The organism is Stenotrophomonas sp. GL_111 (genome assembly GCF_057835245.1).
The window spans coordinates 990839-1009596 of the sequence record NZ_CM174421.1; the positions used below are offsets into that span (position 1 = coordinate 990839).

At 67.4% G+C, this 18758-nt stretch carries 12 protein-coding genes, 1 tRNA gene and 1 other RNA gene; 9 read left to right on the forward strand and 5 right to left on the reverse strand.

Translation table 11 applies throughout. The features are described 5' to 3' along the window. Positions 1 to 84 precede the first annotated feature (84 nt). Both AC3IPM_RS04480 and gloB read right to left on the reverse strand, forming a co-directional pair. Positions 85 to 1314, reverse strand: coding sequence for a lytic transglycosylase domain-containing protein (locus tag AC3IPM_RS04480; protein WP_489302725.1), 1230 nt, complete (start codon positions 1312 to 1314; stop codon positions 85 to 87). Continuing rightward, positions 1311 to 2078 (reverse strand): hydroxyacylglutathione hydrolase, encoded by a 768-nt coding sequence (gene gloB / locus AC3IPM_RS04485; RefSeq protein WP_489302726.1) that lies wholly within the window; start codon positions 2076 to 2078, stop codon positions 1311 to 1313. Before gloB ends, AC3IPM_RS04480 begins: the two co-directional genes overlap by 4 nt. Before the next feature lie 11 nt (positions 2079 to 2089). On the opposite strand from gloB, the gene AC3IPM_RS04490 reads away from it, so the two are divergent. Genes AC3IPM_RS04490 through dnaQ form a run of 3 tightly spaced genes read left to right on the forward strand, consistent with a single transcriptional unit; the run spans position 2090 to position 3928 of the window. Further along, the gene (locus AC3IPM_RS04490; protein ID WP_489302728.1) at positions 2090 to 2734 is read left to right on the forward strand and encodes a TRM11 family methyltransferase; all 645 of its coding nucleotides are present in this window, start codon (positions 2090 to 2092) and stop codon (positions 2732 to 2734) included. Between the two features lie 11 nt (positions 2735 to 2745). After that, the gene (gene rnhA / locus AC3IPM_RS04495) at positions 2746 to 3198 is read left to right on the forward strand and encodes a ribonuclease HI (RefSeq protein ID WP_489302729.1); all 453 of its coding nucleotides are present in this window, start codon (positions 2746 to 2748) and stop codon (positions 3196 to 3198) included. A gap of 4 nt (positions 3199 to 3202) precedes the next feature. Further along, the gene (gene dnaQ / locus AC3IPM_RS04500; protein WP_489302730.1) at positions 3203 to 3928 is read left to right on the forward strand and encodes a DNA polymerase III subunit epsilon; all 726 of its coding nucleotides are present in this window, start codon (positions 3203 to 3205) and stop codon (positions 3926 to 3928) included. A 56-nt stretch (positions 3929 to 3984) separates the two neighbouring features. Here dnaQ and AC3IPM_RS04505 read toward each other — a convergent pair whose 3' ends face one another. Next, positions 3985 to 4689: a PP2C family protein-serine/threonine phosphatase gene (locus AC3IPM_RS04505; protein WP_489302731.1), complete on the reverse strand. Its 705-nt coding sequence runs from the start codon at positions 4687 to 4689 to the stop codon at positions 3985 to 3987. Between the two features lie 166 nt (positions 4690 to 4855). Between AC3IPM_RS04505 and AC3IPM_RS04510 the strand changes: the two genes are divergently transcribed. Further along, positions 4856 to 4946: transfer RNA gene (locus tag AC3IPM_RS04510), tRNA-Ser, on the forward strand. A 396-nt stretch (positions 4947 to 5342) separates the two neighbouring features. Further along, the gene (locus AC3IPM_RS04515) at positions 5343 to 5759 is read left to right on the forward strand and encodes a DUF6165 family protein (protein ID WP_489302732.1); all 417 of its coding nucleotides are present in this window, start codon (positions 5343 to 5345) and stop codon (positions 5757 to 5759) included. On the opposite strand, the gene AC3IPM_RS04520 is transcribed toward AC3IPM_RS04515, so the two are convergent. Further along, the gene (locus AC3IPM_RS04520; protein WP_489302733.1) at positions 5729 to 6781 is read right to left on the reverse strand and encodes a glycosyltransferase family 9 protein; all 1053 of its coding nucleotides are present in this window, start codon (positions 6779 to 6781) and stop codon (positions 5729 to 5731) included. The genes AC3IPM_RS04515 and AC3IPM_RS04520 overlap by 31 nt on opposite strands. A gap of 21 nt (positions 6782 to 6802) precedes the next feature. On the opposite strand from AC3IPM_RS04520, the gene AC3IPM_RS04525 reads away from it, so the two are divergent. From AC3IPM_RS04525 to AC3IPM_RS04540, 4 genes are all read left to right on the forward strand, one after another. Then, positions 6803 to 7552, forward strand: a complete 750-nt coding sequence (locus tag AC3IPM_RS04525) for a 3-deoxy-D-manno-octulosonic acid kinase (RefSeq protein WP_489302734.1) — start codon at positions 6803 to 6805, stop codon at positions 7550 to 7552. Continuing rightward, positions 7552 to 8319, forward strand: a complete 768-nt coding sequence (locus AC3IPM_RS04530) for an MBL fold metallo-hydrolase (RefSeq protein WP_489302735.1) — start codon at positions 7552 to 7554, stop codon at positions 8317 to 8319. The genes AC3IPM_RS04525 and AC3IPM_RS04530 overlap by 1 nt, the downstream gene beginning before the upstream one ends. Further along, on the forward strand, positions 8316 to 8738 hold the full coding sequence (locus AC3IPM_RS04535; protein WP_489304011.1) for a nuclear transport factor 2 family protein: 423 nt from the start codon (positions 8316 to 8318) through the stop codon (positions 8736 to 8738). Before AC3IPM_RS04530 ends, AC3IPM_RS04535 begins: the two co-directional genes overlap by 4 nt. A 383-nt stretch (positions 8739 to 9121) precedes the next feature. Continuing rightward, entirely contained in the window at positions 9122 to 18346 is a 9225-nt protein-coding gene (locus AC3IPM_RS04540) for an autotransporter-associated beta strand repeat-containing protein (protein ID WP_489302737.1), read from the forward strand. Positions 18347 to 18440: 94 nt separating this feature from the next. On the opposite strand, the gene ffs is transcribed toward AC3IPM_RS04540, so the two are convergent. Beyond that, an RNA gene (gene ffs / locus AC3IPM_RS04545) (signal recognition particle sRNA small type) lies at positions 18441 to 18537 on the reverse strand. Positions 18538 to 18758 lie beyond the last annotated feature (221 nt).

Genomic DNA, 18758 nt, shown 5'->3' on the forward strand with positions numbered 1-18758 from the left:
CAGGGCCCGGATACGACGATGCCCGGCAGGGCCGGGCATCGATCAGGGCGGTCTGCACAGGCCGGGCGCTGCCCGGCGTGGCCGTTAGTCCTCTACCCGCAATACCGCGCCGGGCTTGAGCACGCTGCTGCCGCTGAGCCCATTGAGCGACAGCAGGGCCTTGAGCGGCATGCCGTAGCGGCGGGCGATGGTCCAGGCCGATTCGCCATCGCGCACGGTGTGGCGGCGGCTGCGCGGACGGTCAGCGCTGCTGGCGACCGCGCGCGAGGCGCTGGACGTCGGCGTGCTGGCCTTGGGAGCCGGGGTGACCTCCGCCTTGGCCGGGGCATCCACGGCGGCCACCGTGGCCATCATGGCGGCACTGGCATCGACCGGCGCATGCGCGGCCGGGGCCAGCACGGTGGCCTGCCCGGTCGGGCGGCCCTTGCCGCTGGCCAGGGCCGGATTCAGGCGGGCGATCCGTGCCGGGTCCAGCGAGCGCTGTGCGGCCCACTGCTGGACGCTGGTGCCGGCCGGCAGGGGGTGGCCCTTGAGTACCGGTACGGTGCGGTCCAGCGAGGCCATCACGCCCGGCTTGGTTTCAGCGTTCTCGAGCACGCAGGCCAGGGCATGCAGCTTCTCGACGTAGGCATAGGTGATCGGCGACAGCCCCGGCAGTTCGGCCGGGCGTGCGTTCTGGGCGTTCATGCCGCCCTTGCGCAGCGCCTGCAGCACGCGGTACTCGCCCGCGTTGTAGGCCATGGTGGCCAGCCGCCAGTCGCCGGCGAACATGCCGTGCAGGGTCTTGAGGTAACGCACCGCGGCCTGGGTGGAATCCACCGCCGACAACCGGCCGTCGTAACCGGCGTTCATCTGCACCCGGTGGTTGCGCGCGGTGGTGGCGATGAACTGCCACAGCCCGGCCGGGCCACTGCCATTGCGGGCATTGGGCCGATAGCCGCTTTCCACGAACGGGATCAAGGCGAACTCGGTGGGCAGGTCGGCCTTGCGCAGCTCTTCAACCACATAGCCGAACAGCACCAGCGCATCATCGTCCTGGTTGGCCAGCCGCGAGGGCGCATGGGCGAACTGCTTCTGCCAGCGCGGGCTGGTGGCCTCGGCATTGCAGGTGGGTTCGGCCAGGCCATCACGGAAGCTGGCGAAGATCTCCTGCCCATTGCGCACCGACGCCGGCGGCAATGCGGCTGGATCCAGCGGCAGCTGCGACAGCCCGGCCACGTTCTGCGACATGCCGGCACTCAACGACTGGGCGCCCGCGTTGCCGGCCACGGCGATGGCCAGGCCGAACGCGAGCGGCAACCATCGCCGACTCATGTACGGAATCCGTCTTTCCAGCCTCGCAGACCTGCGAGCACATCGACTTCATCGGTGACGGGACGATCCAGGTGCGCGCTGACGGCAGCACGGATCGCAGGGGTATGGGTACGCAGGAACGGGTTGCATTCCAGCTCGCTGGCCAGGGTCACCGGCAACGTGGGGCGTTCATCGCGGCGCATGGCCAGGGCCTCCTCATGGCGCTGCCTTACGGCAACGTTGGTGGGGTCGACATGCCGCGCGAAGACGGCATTTGACACGGTGTATTCGTGTCCGCAGCACAACAGCAGGTGCGGCGGCAGGGACGCCAGCTTGTGCAGGGATGCAAGAAGCTGGGACGGCGTACCTTCGAACATGCGTCCACAGCCCAGGCTGAACAGTGCGTCTCCGCTGAAAAGATGTTCAGCGGTGTGAAACGCAACATGGGACCGGGTGTGTCCGGGCACGGATACTACGTCGATCCCCAGCCCCAATGCCTGAATGCGTTCACCTTCGGCCACCCGGTGGGTGGCGATGGGAATGCGCGGATCGTCCGGTGCATACACCGCCAGCCCCGGAAAACGGGCCTGCAGCGCAGCTACGCCGTCGATGTGATCGTCATGGTGGTGGGTGAGCAGCACGCTGTGCGGCTGCCATCCCTGCTGCGCTGCCGCAGCCAGGACCGGGTCGGCCTGGCCGGGGTCGATGACGATGGCACGGCCGTCGTCGGCGATCAGCGCCCAGATGTAGTTGTCCGCAAATGCGGGTAGGGCGGTCAGTCGCATAGAATTGGACCATGCCCGCCACGCCGAGCCCCCGTCAAGCGTCAGTCGCATCCTGGTTTGATACTGAACCGGCGCAGGCGCTGTGCCAGCTGGAGTTCGAGCGCCTGCAGCCGTTGCTGTCGGCGCACCCGGTGACCCCCTGGCTGTGGATCGCGCCGACCCCGGCCTGGCTGCCTGCTGCAGCACTGCCGGGGCGTGGCCTGCGCCTGTACCGGCAGGGGGGCGGCTATGCCGGCGATGCCACCTGCGCGCTGCCGCTGCCGCTGCCCAACGAGAGCGTCAATGCGATCGTGCTGCAGCATGTCACCGCCCGCGATGCAGAAGCCCTGATCGGCGAGTGCGAGCGGGTGCTGATGCCGGGCGGGCGGTTGTGGCTGTCCACGCTCAATCCGTTCAGCCCGTTCCGCCGCCAATGGCGTCGGCATGGGCTGGTGGTGCGCACCCCGCAGCGGCTGCGGCACACCCTGGAACAGGCCGGGCTGGTCTGTGAGGACCTGGCCTGGTTGGGCCCGATGTGGCGCGACCGCGCCCCTACCCGGGGCAGTCTTGCCCCGTTGCGCGCGGCCTGCCTGTTCACCGCCGAGAAACGCACCCTGGCTTTGCCGGGACCTACGCCACTGCCGGTCCGCCATTGGCACGGCACCGTGGCGACCTGATCTGGAATGCAATGAAGACAATTGAAATACACACCGACGGTTCCTGCCTTGGCAATCCCGGCCCCGGCGGCTGGGCGGCGCTGCTGCGCTACAACGCGCACGAGCGCGAGCTCAGCGGCGGTGAACCGCACACCACCAACAACCGGATGGAGCTGATGGCGGCCATCTCGGGCCTGGAAGCGCTGACCGAGCCCTGCGAGATCGTGCTGTACACCGATTCGCAGTACGTGCGCCAAGGCCTGACCCAGTGGATGCCGGGCTGGATCCGCAAGAACTGGAAGACCGCCGGCGGCGACCCGGTGAAGAACCGCGAGCTGTGGGAGCGGCTGCACGCCGCCACGCTGATGCACACCATCGACTGGCGCTGGGTGAAGGGCCATTCCGGTGACCCGGACAACGAGCGCGTGGACCAGCTGGCGCGCGATGCCGCGATCCGGATCCGCGCCACCGGAGCGGTACACTGAAGCCATGCGTCAGATCATTCTTGATACCGAAACCACCGGCCTGGAATGGCGCAAAGGCAACCGCGTCGTCGAAATCGGCTGCGTGGAACTGCTTGAGCGCCGCCCGAGCGGCAACAATTTCCACCATTACCTCAAGCCCGACTGCGAGTTCGAACAGGGCGCGCAGGAAGTCACCGGGCTGACCCTGGAGTTCCTGGCCGACAAGCCGGCCTTCGCGCAGATCGTCGATGAGTTCCTGGCCTACATCGACGGCGCCGAGCTGATCATCCACAACGCCGCCTTCGACGTCGGCTTCCTGGACAACGAGCTGTCGTTGCTGGGCGACCACTACGGCAAGATCACCGACCGCTGCACGGTGGTGGATACGCTGAAGATGGCGCGCGAGCGCTATCCCGGCCAGCGCAACTCACTCGATGCGCTGTGCAAGCGGCTGGGCGTGGACAACGCCCATCGCCAGCTGCACGGTGGCCTGCTCGATGCGCAGATTCTGGGCGATGTGTATATCGCGCTGACTTCGGGCCAGGAAGAAATCGGCTTCGGTTCGGCCGATGACACCCAGCGCGGCACCGCGCACGCGCAGGCCTTCGATACGTCCAAGCTGCTGCCGCGCCCGCGCGTGGTCGCTACCGCCTCGGAGCTGGAGGCGCACGACGCGCGCCTGGCCAAGCTGCGCAAGAAGGCCGGGCACGCGATCTGGGATGGTGAGCGCGAGATGGCCGAAGCCGGCTGATTTCAGCGCACGGCGTGCTGTCGCCACGCCCTGCGCGGCGACGGGCCGCTGCGGACTCAGTGGCAGCGCACCAGGATCACGGTGATGTTGTCCGAACCGCCCCCGTCCAGTGCGGCGGCCACCAGGGTGTCCACGCATTCCTGGGCGCTGGCGTCATCGAAGGCGAGGGTGCGGGCGATGCCCTGGTCCTCGACTTCCTCGGTGAGCCCGTCGCTGCACAGCAGCAGCTGCATGCCCGGGCGCAGCTCGCCGGTGGTGGTGGCCACGTTCAGATGCGCCGGATCGGTCACCCCCAGTGCCTGGGTGACCACGTTGCGGTGCGGATGCGCGCGCGCCTGTTCGGCGGTCAGGTTGCCCTGGGCGACCAGTTCCTGGACCACGCTGTGGTCCTGGCTGAGCTGGGCCAGCGCGCCGTCGCGCCACAGGTAGGCGCGGCTGTCGCCGACCCAGGCGACTTCGTAGCGGTTGCCCTGGACCCGCGCGGCGACCACGGTGGTGCCCATCGGCAGGCTGTCGTTGCGCCGCCGCGAGGTGCGGATGATCTCCTCATCGGCGACCCGGATCGCATGGGCCAGGCTGGCGCCCTGGCGGATCTCGCGCACGATGGTCTCGCGCGCCAGCGCACTGGCGACCTCGCCACAGGCATGCCCGCCCATGCCATCGGCGACCAGCCACAACGCCAGTTCGCCATCGCCGTAGTAGGTGTCCTCGTTGAGGTCACGGCGCAGGCCGGGGTGGGTCAGGTGTCCGAATTCGATCATGGTGGGGCGATGGCCGGGAGTGTTGCGGGGAGTAACGGCATGATCGCGGCCCGCCGGACATCCGGCAAGGCATCGATACAGAAGAAATTCACTTCTTTGCACAGAACGACTTGTCGCCAGCCGCTCCTGACCGTATCATTCGCTCCCCGGTTCGCCGGGACCATCTGGAGAGGTGGCAGAGCGGTTGAATGTACCTGACTCGAAATCAGGCAGGCGTTTATAGCGCCTCGGGGGTTCGAATCCCCCCCTCTCCGCCAGATACGCAAAAAAGGCCGCCCATTGGGTGGCCTTTTTTGCGTATCTGGCGGAGAGGGGCTGAGGCGAAGCAGCGCCGGGGTTCGACGGATTCGTCTGGAACGAATCCGGACAGACGAACGTCTGGCCCTGGAGCGCGCAGCGCGGAAGGGCTGGGCCCATGGATGGGCCCAGCAATCCCGGCAATGAAGCGGCCACCCTCGTCCCGGGTTCGACCCGCCCTCAGGCGAAGCAACGCGGGGCCGCTACCGCTCTGCCGGGCGACGCCACGCATAGCGTGGCGCTTCAGTTGGCCTTTGCGAACAATGCCACCTGTTGAAGCGGCAGGCACAGCAACCGCTGACCTGCGTTCCACGCCACGTCCGTTAAACTGGCCGCTCACGTAACGGATGCCCCCCATGACCGCTGAAATCCTTGTTCCCGTGTCCTTCGGCGAACTGCTCGACAAGATCTCGATCCTGCAGATCAAGGCCGAGCGCATCGGTGATCCGGCCAAGCTGGCCAATATCCACGCCGAGCTGAGCGCGCTGGAGAAGACCTGGATGGCGCACCCGGCCGCGGTCAAGGACATCGCCCGGTTGCGGGTGGCGCTCAAGGCGGTCAATGAGCGCCTGTGGGATATCGAGGACAACATCCGCCTGCAGGACAAGGCGCAGGCCTTCGACGACACCTTCGTGGAACTGGCGCGCAGCGTTTACCTGCAGAACGACGAGCGTGCGCGGATCAAGAAGGACATCAACCTGGCGCTGGGGTCGGCCTACGTCGAAGAGAAGTCGTACAAGGATTACGCCCCGAAGGGGGCATCGGCCACGTAACGCTCGAAGGCGGCGATGCCGTCTTCTACGGTGATCAGCTGCATCACGTCGTCGAACTCGATCTTGGTGCCCCATTTGAGTTGGCTGGCGGGCTTGCCCAGGAACCGGCGCGCGGCAGCGTCGTAGCGGTCCACGCAGTAGCGACGGTCCGAGTACGGCCCGCTGCGGTGCGGGTTGCTGGCCGCATGCAGGCCGAGCACCTTGGTGCCGACCGCGTTGGCGATATGCATCGGGCCCGAGTCCGGGGTCATCACCAGCGCCGCCCGGGCCAGCAGGGCGGGCAACTGCTTGAGCGTGTCCTTGCCGACCAAGTCCAGCGCCGGGGTCGTCAGCTGGGCCTGGATGGCATCGGTCATTTCGCGTTCCAGCGTGCTGCGGCCGCCGCACAGCACCACCCGCCAGCCGCGGCCGGTGGCGTGGTTGGCCACCGCGGCATAGCGATCGGCATACCAGTTGCGGCGCACATGGCTGGAGCAGGGCGAGATCATCAGCACCGGGCGGCCGTCGTCCTGCCACTGGGCTGCGGCCCATTCGTAGGCCGAGGCCGGCACCGCCAGGTCCCAGCTGACCTCGGTCTGCGTGTAGCCCAGCGGTTCGCAGAAGCTGCCGATGGCGTCCAGCACATGGATGCCGGGGCGGTCGGGGATGCGCTCATTGATGAAAAGGCCGTGAAGGTCCTTGGAGCGTGATCTGTCGTAGCCGATCCGGCGCTTGGCCGGGATGAAGGCCGAAAGCACGTTGGCGCGAAAGGCTACCTGCATCTGCAGCAGGGCCTCGAAACGGCCCGCCGGCAGGCTGGCGCGGAGCGCACGCATGCCGGCCAGCCCGGTCTTCTTGTCGTAGGGGTGGAACACGACGCCCGGCAGCCCGTCGAGCAGCTTGTGCCCGGCCTTGTCGATGATCCAGTGCAGCGCAACGCCCGGTTGTGCCTGCTGCAGGGTCCGCACCAGCGGCACCACATGGGTGACATCGCCCAGCGCGGACAAACGCAAAAGACACAAGGAAGAGGACGTTGGTGCCATGGTGTTGTTAGACTCGAAGGAATGGTTGCATTCGACGCCAATGAAGCGCTGACGCCCTGCCGTGATGGACGCGGCCTGGGTGCCATTCTGTTCGACCGCGAACGGCTGCGGCAAGCCGAGATCGAATTGTTCGTACCGTCCCATTGGGCCGAGCGGGCCCGCCCGGTCGGCGATGGCGGCCGGGGCGGCGCCTGGTTCGTGGATGCCCCGTTCGGCCAATGCGTGCTGCGCCAGTACCTGCGCGGTGGCATGGCAGCCAAGCTGAGCCGCGACCAGTACCTGTGGCGCGGTGCCGACAAGACGCGCAGTTTTGCCGAATTCCGCCTGATGCGCGCGCTGCGCGCGCAGAAGCTGCCGGTGCCGCGCCCGATCGCGGCGTTCTACATGCGCGAGGGCCTGCGTTACCGCGCGGCGATCCTGATGGAGCGCCTGGAAGGGGTGCGTTCGCTGGCTGACCGCGCGCTGGTCGCCGGTCGCGGGGCGCCGTGGGAGGAAACCGGGCGGCTGATCGCGCGTTTCCATCGCGTCGGCCTGGACCACGCCGACCTCAATGCCCACAACATTCTGTTTGATGCCAACGGCCACGGCTGGTTGATCGATTTCGACCGCGGCGTGCAGCGCATCCCGGCCACCCGCTGGCGCGAGCGCAATCTCAAACGCCTGCTGCGTTCGCTGATCAAGCTGCGCGGTGAGCGCAGCCATGAAGACGTGGAAAAGGATTATGCGCGGCTGCGCCGTGCCTACGACCTGGCCTGGAACCGGGGTTACTGATGGACTGGTCATTGCGTTTCATGGGCGTCGGCAGTGCGTCGGCCGTACAGCTGGGTTCGCCGATGGCGGTGATCGAGCGCGACGGCCAGCCGTGGCTGACCATCGATTGTGGCGGCGAAGGGCTGACCGCTTACCAGGCCCACTACGGGCACTCGCCGCAGGCGTTGTTCGTGACCCATGTGCACCTGGACCACGTGGCCGGTTTCGAGCGTTTGTTCGTGGATGCGTTCTTCTCGGCGAAACGGCGTGGGCGCATCCGTCTGTATGTACCAGCGAGCGTAGTGCCGCTGCTGCATAAACGCGTCGCCGATTATCCGAATGTACTGGCCGAGGGCGGTGCCAATTTCTGGGACGCGTTCCAGTTGATCGTGGTCGGTGATGCGTTCTGGCATGACGGGGTGCGGCTGGAAGTTTTTCCGGTGCGCCACCATTGGCCGGAAACCGCCTATGGGCTGCGTCTGAAAGGCGCGCTGGTGTGGAGCGGCGATACCCGGCCGATTCCGGAAATGCTGGCGCGCTATGCCGATGACAACGAATTGATCGCACACGACTGCGGCCTGCAGGGCAATCCCTCGCATACCGGCGTGGACGATCTCGAACGCGAGTACAGCGCGGCGCTGCAGGCGCGGATGATGCTGTATCACTACGCCAGCCACGCCGATGGTGATGCGCTGCGCCAACGCGGCCACCGCGTGGCGCTGCCCGGCGAATGCGTGGCCCTGGCCGCACCGACGGCGATGCACGTGCTGGCCCAGGATCCTCCCTGAGCGGGGCCGGCATGCAAGCGCCTGATGCGTTGGCAGCCCATCTGGAGAAACTCGAACGTGCGCTGCACGATCCGCAGGTGCGGGCCGACGTCGTGCGCCTGGGCGCATTGCTCGACGAGGATTTCAGCGAGATCGGCAGTTCCGGGAATCTCTATGATCGCGCTGCGGCGTTGCTCGAAATTCCTGTTGATCGTGCGCAGGTCGCTATCGGGTCGGACGATTTCAGCGTGGCGCTGCTGGTCGATACGCTGGCCCAGGTGCGTTATCGCAGCTGGTATGTAGTCGATGGCGTACGCCAGCCGATGGTGCTGCGCAGTTCGCTATGGCGTCGACAGGGCGGGGCGTGGCGCATGGTATTCCATCAGGGAACACCCGCGGCGAATCCGCTGGCGACAGACGGCGAGGGGAATCTTCGATAATGTCGCCAATGGCATGTTGTGGCGGGGTCGATTCTCCCCATTTGGAATGCCCGGCGCTCGCCTGATCGGCGGTATGTCAATTAATTGGCGCGCCAGTGCGATGGGCATCTCGGTTTTCCTGATTGAGTTTCACGCGGCACTGGCGGTCGGTTATGCACAGTCCGCGCATTCGCTACGTAATTTTACTGGCGCAGCAGTCAGCAGTACGCCATGAGTTTCTGATGCCGCTTTGCATCGGGCCCGTGTGAAAGTGTGAGCTGATTCAAAATTTATGACGGTGGTCGACATTTCCTTGTCCCGAATGGGGCAGGGCAGGTTTTCTTCACCTGTCATTCCATGCAGTCCTTCGTTGTTGCCATCGGTTACTTCAGGGAGATGTATCGATGAACCGCATTTACCGTCTCGTTTTCAATCACCGCCTTGGGGTAGTGCAGGTGGCATCGGAGATCACCACGCGCGCAGCCGGCGGCAGCAGCGGCGGTGGGATCAAACAGCCGCCGCTGGGTGCCAATCGCCTCGCCCTGGCGTTGGCGATCACCCTGGCAACCCCCTTGCTGAGTGGAACGGTATTTGCGGCCTGCACCACGGCGGGTAGCACGGTCACCTGCGCCACCGGATCGAACACCAACACCTTCGCCAGTGCTGCGAATGCGCTGACGGTCACCGTGCAGACCGGTGCCGTGCTCAGCGTGCCGCCACTGCTCGGTGGCAATGCGCTGACCTTGAGTGGCAATGGCATCACCCTGAACAATGCCGGTTCGATCGACCCGACCATCAACGGTGGCCTCAGCCTGGCCGCGTCCGGGGCGGTGCTGGGCAACAACACGGCCGGTGGCAACGCCATCCAGGTCAACAACCAGGCCGGGGGCTCGATCAAGGGCCTGGTCAATATCGGCTCGCTGCTCGGGTTTGGCGGGCAGGCGCTGACGGTGCAGAACGCCACGGGTGGCACCACCACGATCACCAACGACGGCACGATCGGCATGTCGATCCTGGGCATCGGGTTGTTCACCACCGCTGATGCGCCCGCCTTGGTGACCTACGGCGGCAGCCAGACCAACCTCACCAATACCGGCACCATCACCGGCCGCGTCGGCTTCGGCGCCTCCGGAACCGCAGGCGCACCCAATACCTTCATCAACGCCGGCACCATCAACGGCAGCGTGTACCTGGGCGACACGGCCACCGGCAATACCTTCACGGCAGTGTCCGGCTCCAGCATCACGGGCGATGGCATCGCGTTGGCCGGCACGCTGGGCGGCATCAATGTGAAGCTGGCCGCGGCGCGCACCGTCGATGGCGGTAACGGCACCGGCAATCGACTGGTGCTGCAGAACAGTGCCGTCGGCACGGGTACCGGCACCGGCGGCGCGGTGACCAACGCCGATGCGACCCAGTACCTGAATTTCCAGCACCTGACCGTCAACAGCGGCACCTGGAACCTGCTCGGCGTCGTGGCCAGTGGCGACACCACGCTCAACGACGGGCTGGTCAACTTCAATACGTCAGGCGCGTTTGGCAGCGGCGCACTCAGCGTCAATGGCGGGGCGATCGCGGCCACCAGCGCCGGCCTGAGCCTGGCCAATGCGGTGTCGCTCAACACCGGCCGGCTGACCCTGGCCGGGACCAATGCCTTCTCGCTGGGCGGGGTGCTGTCCGGGACCGGCGGACTGACCGTGAGCAACACCGGCATCACCACCTTGAGCGGTGCCAACCTGTTCAGCGGCGGGGTCAACCTCAACGCGGGCGGGTTGCTGCTCGGCAACGCCGGCGCGCTCGGCGGTGGTGTGTTGACCGTGGGCGGCGCGGCAAGCCTGGACACTTCCGGAGCGTTCACGCTGGGCAACAACATCGCGGTCAACGCCGGCGGCACCCTGACCCTGCCCGGCGGCCAGGCGCTGACCCTCAATGGCGCGATCTCCGGTGCCGGCAACCTGACCAAGAACGGCGCCAGCACGCTGACCCTGGGTGGCGCCAATACGCTGGGCGGGAACTTCGTCATTGCCGGTGGTGGCGTTGCCCTGGGCGCAGGTGGCAGCCTGGCACCGACCGGCGCGCTGTCGCTGGCGACGGGGACCACGCTGGATCTGTCCGCTGCGGCCAACCAGACCGTCGGCTCGTTGGCCGGGCTGGGTGGGGCGATCAATCTCGGCACGCGGACGCTGACCCTGGGCGGGCTGGGTAACACCAGCTATGCCGGCACGATTGCCGGCAGCGGTGGGCTGGTCAAGCTCGGGACGGGGATCCAGACCTTGGGCGGCGCCAACACCTTCACTGGCGGCGTGGCGCTCAATGCCGGGGGGCTGTTGATCGGTACCGCGACGTCGCTGGGCAGTGGCACGCTCAGCGTCAATGGTGCCGCCAGCCTGGACGGCACAGGCGGCCCGCTTGCATTGAGCAATGCCGTCAACCTGGGCACCGGCGCTTCGTTGAACCTGCTCGGCGGCCAGCCGTTGACGTTCAATGGTGTGCTGTCCGGCGATGGCGGGTTGATCAAAAATGGCGCTGGCTTGCTCAGCTTGAACGGTGCCAACACCTTCAGCGGCGGGCTGAGCCTCAACAGCGGTGGCCTGCTGCTCGGCAACAGCGCGGCGCTGGGCACGGGCGTGGTGACGGTGGCCGGACCGGCGACGCTGGACGCCAGTGCGGCCCTCGCGCTGGGCAACAACTTCAATCTGGTCGGCAGCACGCTGACCCTGCTCGGCGGGCAGCCCTTGTCCCTGGGCGGTGTGATCGGTGGCAGCGGTGGCCTGATCAAGAACGGCGCCTCCACGCTCACCCTCTCCGGCGCGAATACCTTCACGGGTGGGCTCAACATCAACGCCGGCACGGTCGCGCTCGGCGCGGGCGGCAGCCTGGCGTCCACCGGTGCGGTGACACTGGGCAGCGCGGGAGCGGCCTTCGACATCGCCGCTGCGGGCAACCAGACCATCGGTGCGCTGTCCGGTGTGGCCGGCACGGCGATCACGCTGGGTGGCAATACCCTGGCCTTCGGCGATGCCAGCAACCAGACCTTCAGCGGTGTGATCTCCGGCACCGGTGCATTGACCAAACAGGGTGCCGGTGTGCAGACGCTGACCGGCGCCAACACCTTCAGTGGCGGTGTGAATCTGACCAGTGGCGGGCTGCTGCTGGGCAACGCGGGGGCGATGGGCACCGGTGCCCTGACGGTCAGCGGGGCGGCCACGTTGGATGGATCGGTGGCGCTGAACCTGGGCAACAACGTCGGCCTGGGGGTGGGCGCTGTACTGACCCTGCCGGGCAGCCAGAACCTGACCCTGGGCGGGGTGGTGAGCGGCGCCGGCAGCCTGACCAAGAACGGCGCTTCGCTGCTCACCCTCAACGGTGCCAACACCTTCAGTGGCGGGCTCAACCTCAACGTCGGTGGCGTGTTGCTGGGCAACAGCGGCGCGCTGGGCACTGGCGCGCTCAACGTTGGCGGCGCGGTGACCCTGGACAGTGGCGCCAACCTGGCGCTGACCAATGCGGTCAATCTGGGGGCCGGTGCCAGCCTGAATCTGCTCGGCAGCCATGACGTGCTGCTGGGCGGCGTGGTGGCCGGTAGCGGCAGCCTGATCAAGAGCGGCGCCACCGTGTTGACCCTCAACGGTGCCAACACCTTCGCCGGCGGGCTCGGCCTCAACGGCGGTGGGCTGATGCTCGGCAACAACGGCGCACTGGGCACCGGGACGCTGGCGGTAGGGGCCAACGCCACGCTGGATGCCAACACGGCACTGGCGCTGGGCAATGCGGTCGCATTGGGCAATGGCAGCACGCTCAGCGTGCTGGGCAGCCAGGACCTGGCATTCGGCGGCGTCGTTTCCGGCATCGGTGCACTGAGCAAATCCGGTGCCGCGTTGCTCAGCTTGAACGGTCCCAACACCTTCAGCGGCGGTGTGGTCCTCAACGCCGGTGGCCTGCAACTGGGTAATGCCACGGCCTTGGGCAGTGGCGCGTTGAGCGTCACCGGCAATGCATCGCTGGATACCAGCGCTTCGCTGAGCCTGGCCAACGCGATCAACCTGGCCGTGGGCACCAACCTGGGCCTGGTCGGCAGCAACGCCCTGGGCTTGAACGGAGTGGTGTCCGGTGCCGGGGGTCTGACCAAGAACGGCGCGGCGACGCTGACTCTCAGCGGCAGCAACACCTATACCGGCGGCACCACCGTCAATGCCGGCACGCTGGCGCTGGGCGCGGGCGGCAGTCTGGCCGCAAGCGGTGCGGTGACCCTGGCGGGCGTGGGCAGCGTGCTGGATATTTCCGCCGCGGCCAACCAGACCATCGGTGCGCTGTCGGGCGTGGCCGGCAGTACGATCGCGCTGGGTGGAAATGTACTGAGTTTCGGCGCGGCAACCGATCAGAGTTTCGACGGGGTCATCAGTGGCAATGGCGGCCTGGTCAAAGTGGGGGCCGGCGTGCAGACACTGCGCGGTGCCAATACCTTCAGCGGTGGGGTAACGCTCAACGCCGGTGGCCTGGTGGTGAGCAATGACGCCGCGCTCGGCGCGGGTGCGCTGACCGTGGGCGGTGCTGCCACGCTGGATGCCAACGCGGCCGCCACGCTGGCCAACAACATGCTGCTCAACGCCAGCCTGACCGTGCTGGGCAGCAATGCGCTCACCCTCAACGGCAACCTGTCGGGCACCGGCAGCCTGACCAAGGAGGGCGCCGCGCAGCTGACCTTGAACGGCACCAACACTTACACCGGTGGTACCACCGTCAACGCCGGCACGTTGGCGCTGGGCGCAGGTGCGAGTCTGTCGGCGAGCGGTATCGTCAACCTTGCCGCCGGTTCCATCTTCGATCTGTCGGCGGGCAACGGCACGCAGACGTTTGGCACGCTGGTCGGCAACGGCACGATCAATCTTGGCGCGAACGCGTTGACGGTGGGTGGCCCCACCAATGGGACCTTCGGTGGCTCGATCAGTGGCACGGGTGGGCTGATCAAGGAAGGCAGCGGCACTGAAACCCTGACCGGCACCAATACCTACACCGGCGGCACCACCATCAATGCCGGCACGCTGGCGATCGGCGCCGGTGGCAGCCTGGCGGCGACCGGTGCGGTGAATCTGGCCAATGCAGGCACCGGTTTCGACATCAGCGCCGGAGGCAACCAGGCCATTGGTGGCTTGTCCGGCGTGGTCGGCAGCGCGGTCTCGCTGGGAGCCAATACGCTCACCCTGGGCGGGAACGGCAATGGCGATTTCAATGGCGTGATCGCCGGTACCGGCGGCCTGGTCAAGAATGGTGCGGGCATCCAGACGCTGGGCGGCGCCAACACCTTCAGTGGTGGTGTGGCGCTCAACGCCGGTGGCCTGGTGCTGGGCAACAACAGCGCCCTGGGCACCGGTGCGTTGAGCGTGGGCGGCGATGCCATGCTGGATACGCTGGCGGCGTTGAACCTGGCCAACGCGATCAGCCTGGCAACGGGCGCCAATCTGAACGTGCTCGGCAGCAATGCGCTCACCTTGGGGGGCAGTGTGTCCGGCGCGGGTGGGTTGATCAAGAATGGTGCGGCGACGCTCACCTTGACCGGCGCCAACACCTACACCGGTGGCACCACCATCAATGCCGGTACGTTGGCGATCGGGGCCGGCGGCAGTCTGGCGACCACCGGTGCGGTCAACCTGGCCGGTACCGGCACGCTGGATATCTCCGCCGGTGGCAATCAGGGCATCGGTTCACTGGCGGGCGTGGCTGGTAGCGCGGTGGCGCTGGGCGGCAATACGCTCACCCTGGGGGGCGCGACCGACAGCAGCTTCAACGGCAGCATCAGTGGCAGTGGCGGGCTGGTCAAGAACGGCAGCGGCATGCAGACGCTGACCGGTGTCAACACCTTCAGTGGTGGCGTCACCCTCAACGCCGGTGGGCTGGTGGTGGGCAACAACGCCGCACTGGGTACCGGCGCACTGACCGTGGGCGGTGCGTCCACGCTGGATTCCAACAGTGCGGTGACCCTGGCCAACAACGTGGTACTCAACGCCGGGCTGACCGTGCTGGGCAGCAACGACCTGACCCTCAACGGCAACCTGTCCGGCACCGGCAGCTTGACCAAGAACGGCCTTGCGACGCTGACCTTGAACGGCACCAACACCTACACCGGTGGTACCACCGTCAATGCCGGCACGCTCGCACTGGGCGCCGGTGCGAGCCTGTTCGCCGGTGGCATCGTCAATCTCGCCACGGGCGCGACCTTCGATCTGTCGGCCGGCAACGGCACGCAGACGTTCGGCACCCTGGTCGGCAATGGCACGGTCAACCTCGGCGCAAATACGCTGACGGTGGGTGGCCCCACCGATGGCACCTTCAGTGGTTCCATCGGCGGCACCGGCGGGCTGATCAAGCAGGGCACCGGCACCGAGACGCTGACCGGCACCAACACCTATACCGGCGGCACCACCATCAATGCCGGCACGCTGGCGATCGGCGCCGGTGGCAGCCTGGCGTCCACCGGCGCGGTGAACCTGGCCGGTGCAGGCACCGGCTTCGACATCAGTGCCGGCGGTGCGCAGAGCATCGGCTCACTGTCGGGCGTGGCGGGCAGCACCGTCGCGCTGGGCGGCAATGCGCTGACCCTGGGCGGAATTGGCAACAGTGCCTTCAATGGCGAGATCACCGGCACCGGCAGCCTGATCAAGAACGGCGCCGGTACGCAGACGTTGGGTGGCGCGAACACCTTCAGTGGGGGTGTCACGCTCAACGCCGGAGGCCTGGTGCTGGGCGACGATGCCGCACTGGGCAGCGGTGCACTCAGCGTGGCGGGCAGTGGCACGTTGGATACCAGCGCGGCACTGACCCTGGCCAACACGGTCACGCTGGCTGCAGGTTACAATCTCAACCTGCTGGGCAGCAACGATTTGACCCTGGATGGGGTGATCTCCGGTGCGGGTGGTCTGACCAAGAATGGCGCGACCACGCTGACCCTGACCGCCGCGAACACCTATACCGGTGGTACTGCGATCAACGACGGCACCCTGGCGATCGGTGCCGGTGGCAGCCTGGCCACCACCGGCGCGGTCAACATCACTGGCAATGGTGCGCTCGATATCAGTGCCGGTGGCAACCAGAGCATCGGTTCGCTGGCCGGCGGTGGCACGGTGGCGCTCGGGGCGTCGCTCCTGAGTACCGGCAACGACAACACCAGCACCACCTATGCCGGTGTGATCAGCGGTAGCGGCGGTTTGCAGCAGAACGGCAGCGGCACGCTGACCCTGACCGGCAACAACACCTACACCGGCGGCACCGGCATCGGCGCCGGTGGCACCCTGCAGGTAGGGGCGGGCGGGACGACTGGTGCAATCCTTGGCGACGTGGCCAACGACGGCACACTGGTGTTCAACCGCAGCGATGCGCTCGATGTCACCGGCACCATCAGCGGCAGCGGCGCGCTGCTGCAGGCCGGTGGTGGCACGTTGACCCTGCTGGGCAACAACACCTACAGCGGTGGCACCACCATCAACAGCGGTGGCACCGTGCAGGTGGGCAACGGCGGCGCGGGCGGTGCGATCACCGGCAACGTCAGCAACAACGGCAGCCTGGTGTTCGACGTGGCCGGTGCGACCAGCCTGGCCGGCACCATCAGTGGCAGTGGCGGGGTGGTGCAGGCCGGCAGCGGCACGCTGACCCTGACCGGCAACAACAGCTACACCGGCGGCACCACCATCAACAGCGGTGGCACCGTGCAGGTCGGCAACGGTGGGGCGAGTGGTGCGATCGCCGGCAACGTCAGCAACAACGGCAGCCTGGTGTTCGACGTCGCCGGTGCGACCAGCCTGGCCGGCACCATCAGCGGCAGCGGTGGGCTGGTGCAGGCGGGCAGCGGCACGCTGACCTTGACCGGCAACAACACCTACACCGGTGGCACCACGATCAACACAGGCGGCACGCTGCAGCTGGGCAATGGCGGTGCGAGCGGTGCGATCACCGGCAATGTCAGCAACAACGGCAGCTTGGTGGTCAACGTCGGTGGCGGTGCCAACCTGGGCGGCGCGATCAGCGGCAACGGCAGCATCGTGCAGACCGGTCCCGGCACGTTGACCCTGGGCGGCAACAGCGGTGGATTCAGCGGCACCGGCCAGGTCAATGGCGGCACGCTGGATGTCACCGGCACGATTGGCGGCCAATGGCAGGTGGCGAGCGGCGCAACGGTATCGGGCACCGGCACCATCGGTACCACCACCGTTGCTTCGGGCGGCACGCTGGCTCCGGGCGGCAGCGCGATCGGCACGCTCAACGTCAACGGCAACCTGACCCTGGCCAGTGGCAGCGTGCTGGCCGTCGACCTGGGCGGGACCACCAATGATGTGGTGCAGGTCAGCGGCCAGGCCAATGTGCAGGGCGGCCAGGTGAAGCTGACCACGCTGGATCCACAGACCAGCTACCAGCAGGGCCAGCAGTACACGCTGATCAACGCGGCCGGTGGCCTGACCGGGCAGTTCCAGGCACCGACCAGCAGCTCGGCGTTCCTGTCCACCACGTTGTCCTACACCAACAACGCGGCGCGCCTGCAGATCGATGTCGCGCAGACGGCCGCGTTCGTTACCGCCGCACGTACCCGCAACCAGTTCGGGGTCGCCTCGGCGCTGGACAGCCTGCCGCAGGCCGGCCAGGCGCTGTCGCTGTACAACACGGTATTGCTGTACGACGCGGCCACTGCGCGTGAGGCATTCAACCAGCTGTCCGGCGAGTCCTACGCTGCCACCCGTTCGGTACTGCTGCAGGATCGGTACCTGGAGGAGGGCATCGGCCAGCGTTTGAACAGTGAGTTGCCGCTGGTGCGCGGTGCACGTGGCGCGGCGTGGTTGGCCGGCAGCGGCAAGGTGTTCAAGCAGGATGCCGACGGCAATGGCGATGAGATCCGGGTCAACCGCAATGCGTTGATGGCCGGTGTCGATTGGCAACTGGGTCAGCACGCGCTGGTAGGCGTGGCGGCCGGCAGCCAGCGGCTGGATCAGCGCCTGCCCGAACGCGACTCGCGGGCACGCCTGCGTGGCACCACCTTCGGCCTGTACGCCCAGGGCCAGTGGGAAAACGGCTTGAGCGTGTCGGGCAGCGTGTCGCGCGGCGACTACCGCACCCGTACCACGCGCGCTGTACCGCTGCTGCAGCAGTCGCTGTACAGCCGCCAGGACGCCGACGTCACCATCGCCCAGGCCGAGCTGGGCTGGACGTGGGGCCGTGGCCCGGTGCAGGTGCAGCCGTATGTGCAGTTCGCCCGGCATTGGCTGGACAGCGATGCGGCCACTGAAAGTGGCGGCACTGCCGCGCTGGCGGTGCAGGGTGGCAAGGACAGCCTCAACACCACCACGGTGGGCGTGCGTGGGCGCTGGGACGTCGGTGGGGAGCGCTTCCCGGCCCAGCTGACGGTGGGCCTGGGCTGGCAGCATGCCAATGGCGATACCGACGTGGCCAGCCGCCAGCAGTTCGCGGTGGGCGGTGCGGCGTTCGATGTGTACGGCACGGCGCTGGCGCGCAATGCGGTGGTGGGCCAGGCCGGCGTGGCGGTTGGGCTGGGGCGCAGCAGCCAGCTGTCGATGTTCGTGCAGGGCCTGCATGGCGATGGCCGCCGCGACATCGGTGGCCAGCTCAACCTGCGGGTCGGCTTCTGATACAGGGGAGTAGGGCGCGGCCGCACCGGGAACCGTCGTGTTCCCGGTGCAGGCGGGAGTCGGAAAGGTGGGAGCGGGGCCTGAAAAGGCGGTAGCCCCGCCGGCTGACCTCGGCGCCCGCGTCGATCGATACCGTTGCTGCCTTCCGGCCCTGGCGGGATTTTCGACCTAGCGTCGCGAGGGGCCGACGGGGCCACCATAGAAACGTTGGCCGCCTTGCGGCGGCCGGTGCTCGTTGCAGCGGGCGATCATGGATCGGCCAGCGCGCTGGAGCGGTGCATGCGGGAACGGGCCCTGCAGTGCAGTCGCGCATTCTAGCGCATGCGCGACTCGCCGCGCCAGACGCGGTGGCTGAATCGCATGTATCCCGTTGCCCGCGGACGTGGCCCCGGGGCGGGGATGGCGCTAAAAT

Bases quoted from the DNA above. Each gene is read 5' to 3' on its own strand.
- gloB (WP_489302726.1), bottom strand. From the start codon at position 2,078: ATGCGACTGACCGCCCTACCCGCATTTGCGGACAACTACATCTGGGCG.
- AC3IPM_RS04490 (WP_489302728.1), top strand. From the start codon at position 2,090: ATGCCCGCCACGCCGAGCCCCCGTCAAGCGTCAGTCGCATCCTGGTTT.
- AC3IPM_RS04515 (WP_489302732.1), top strand. From the start codon at position 5,343: ATGACCGCTGAAATCCTTGTTCCCGTGTCCTTCGGCGAACTGCTCGAC.
- AC3IPM_RS04525 (WP_489302734.1), top strand. From the start codon at position 6,803: ATGGTTGCATTCGACGCCAATGAAGCGCTGACGCCCTGCCGTGATGGA.
- dnaQ (WP_489302730.1), top strand. From the start codon at position 3,203: ATGCGTCAGATCATTCTTGATACCGAAACCACCGGCCTGGAATGGCGC.
- AC3IPM_RS04520 (WP_489302733.1), bottom strand. From the start codon at position 6,781: ATGGCACCAACGTCCTCTTCCTTGTGTCTTTTGCGTTTGTCCGCGCTG.
- rnhA (WP_489302729.1), top strand. From the start codon at position 2,746: ATGAAGACAATTGAAATACACACCGACGGTTCCTGCCTTGGCAATCCC.
- AC3IPM_RS04480 (WP_489302725.1), bottom strand. From the start codon at position 1,314: ATGAGTCGGCGATGGTTGCCGCTCGCGTTCGGCCTGGCCATCGCCGTG.
- AC3IPM_RS04505 (WP_489302731.1), bottom strand. From the start codon at position 4,689: ATGATCGAATTCGGACACCTGACCCACCCCGGCCTGCGCCGTGACCTC.
- AC3IPM_RS04530 (WP_489302735.1), top strand. From the start codon at position 7,552: ATGGACTGGTCATTGCGTTTCATGGGCGTCGGCAGTGCGTCGGCCGTA.
- AC3IPM_RS04540 (WP_489302737.1), top strand. From the start codon at position 9,122: ATGAACCGCATTTACCGTCTCGTTTTCAATCACCGCCTTGGGGTAGTG.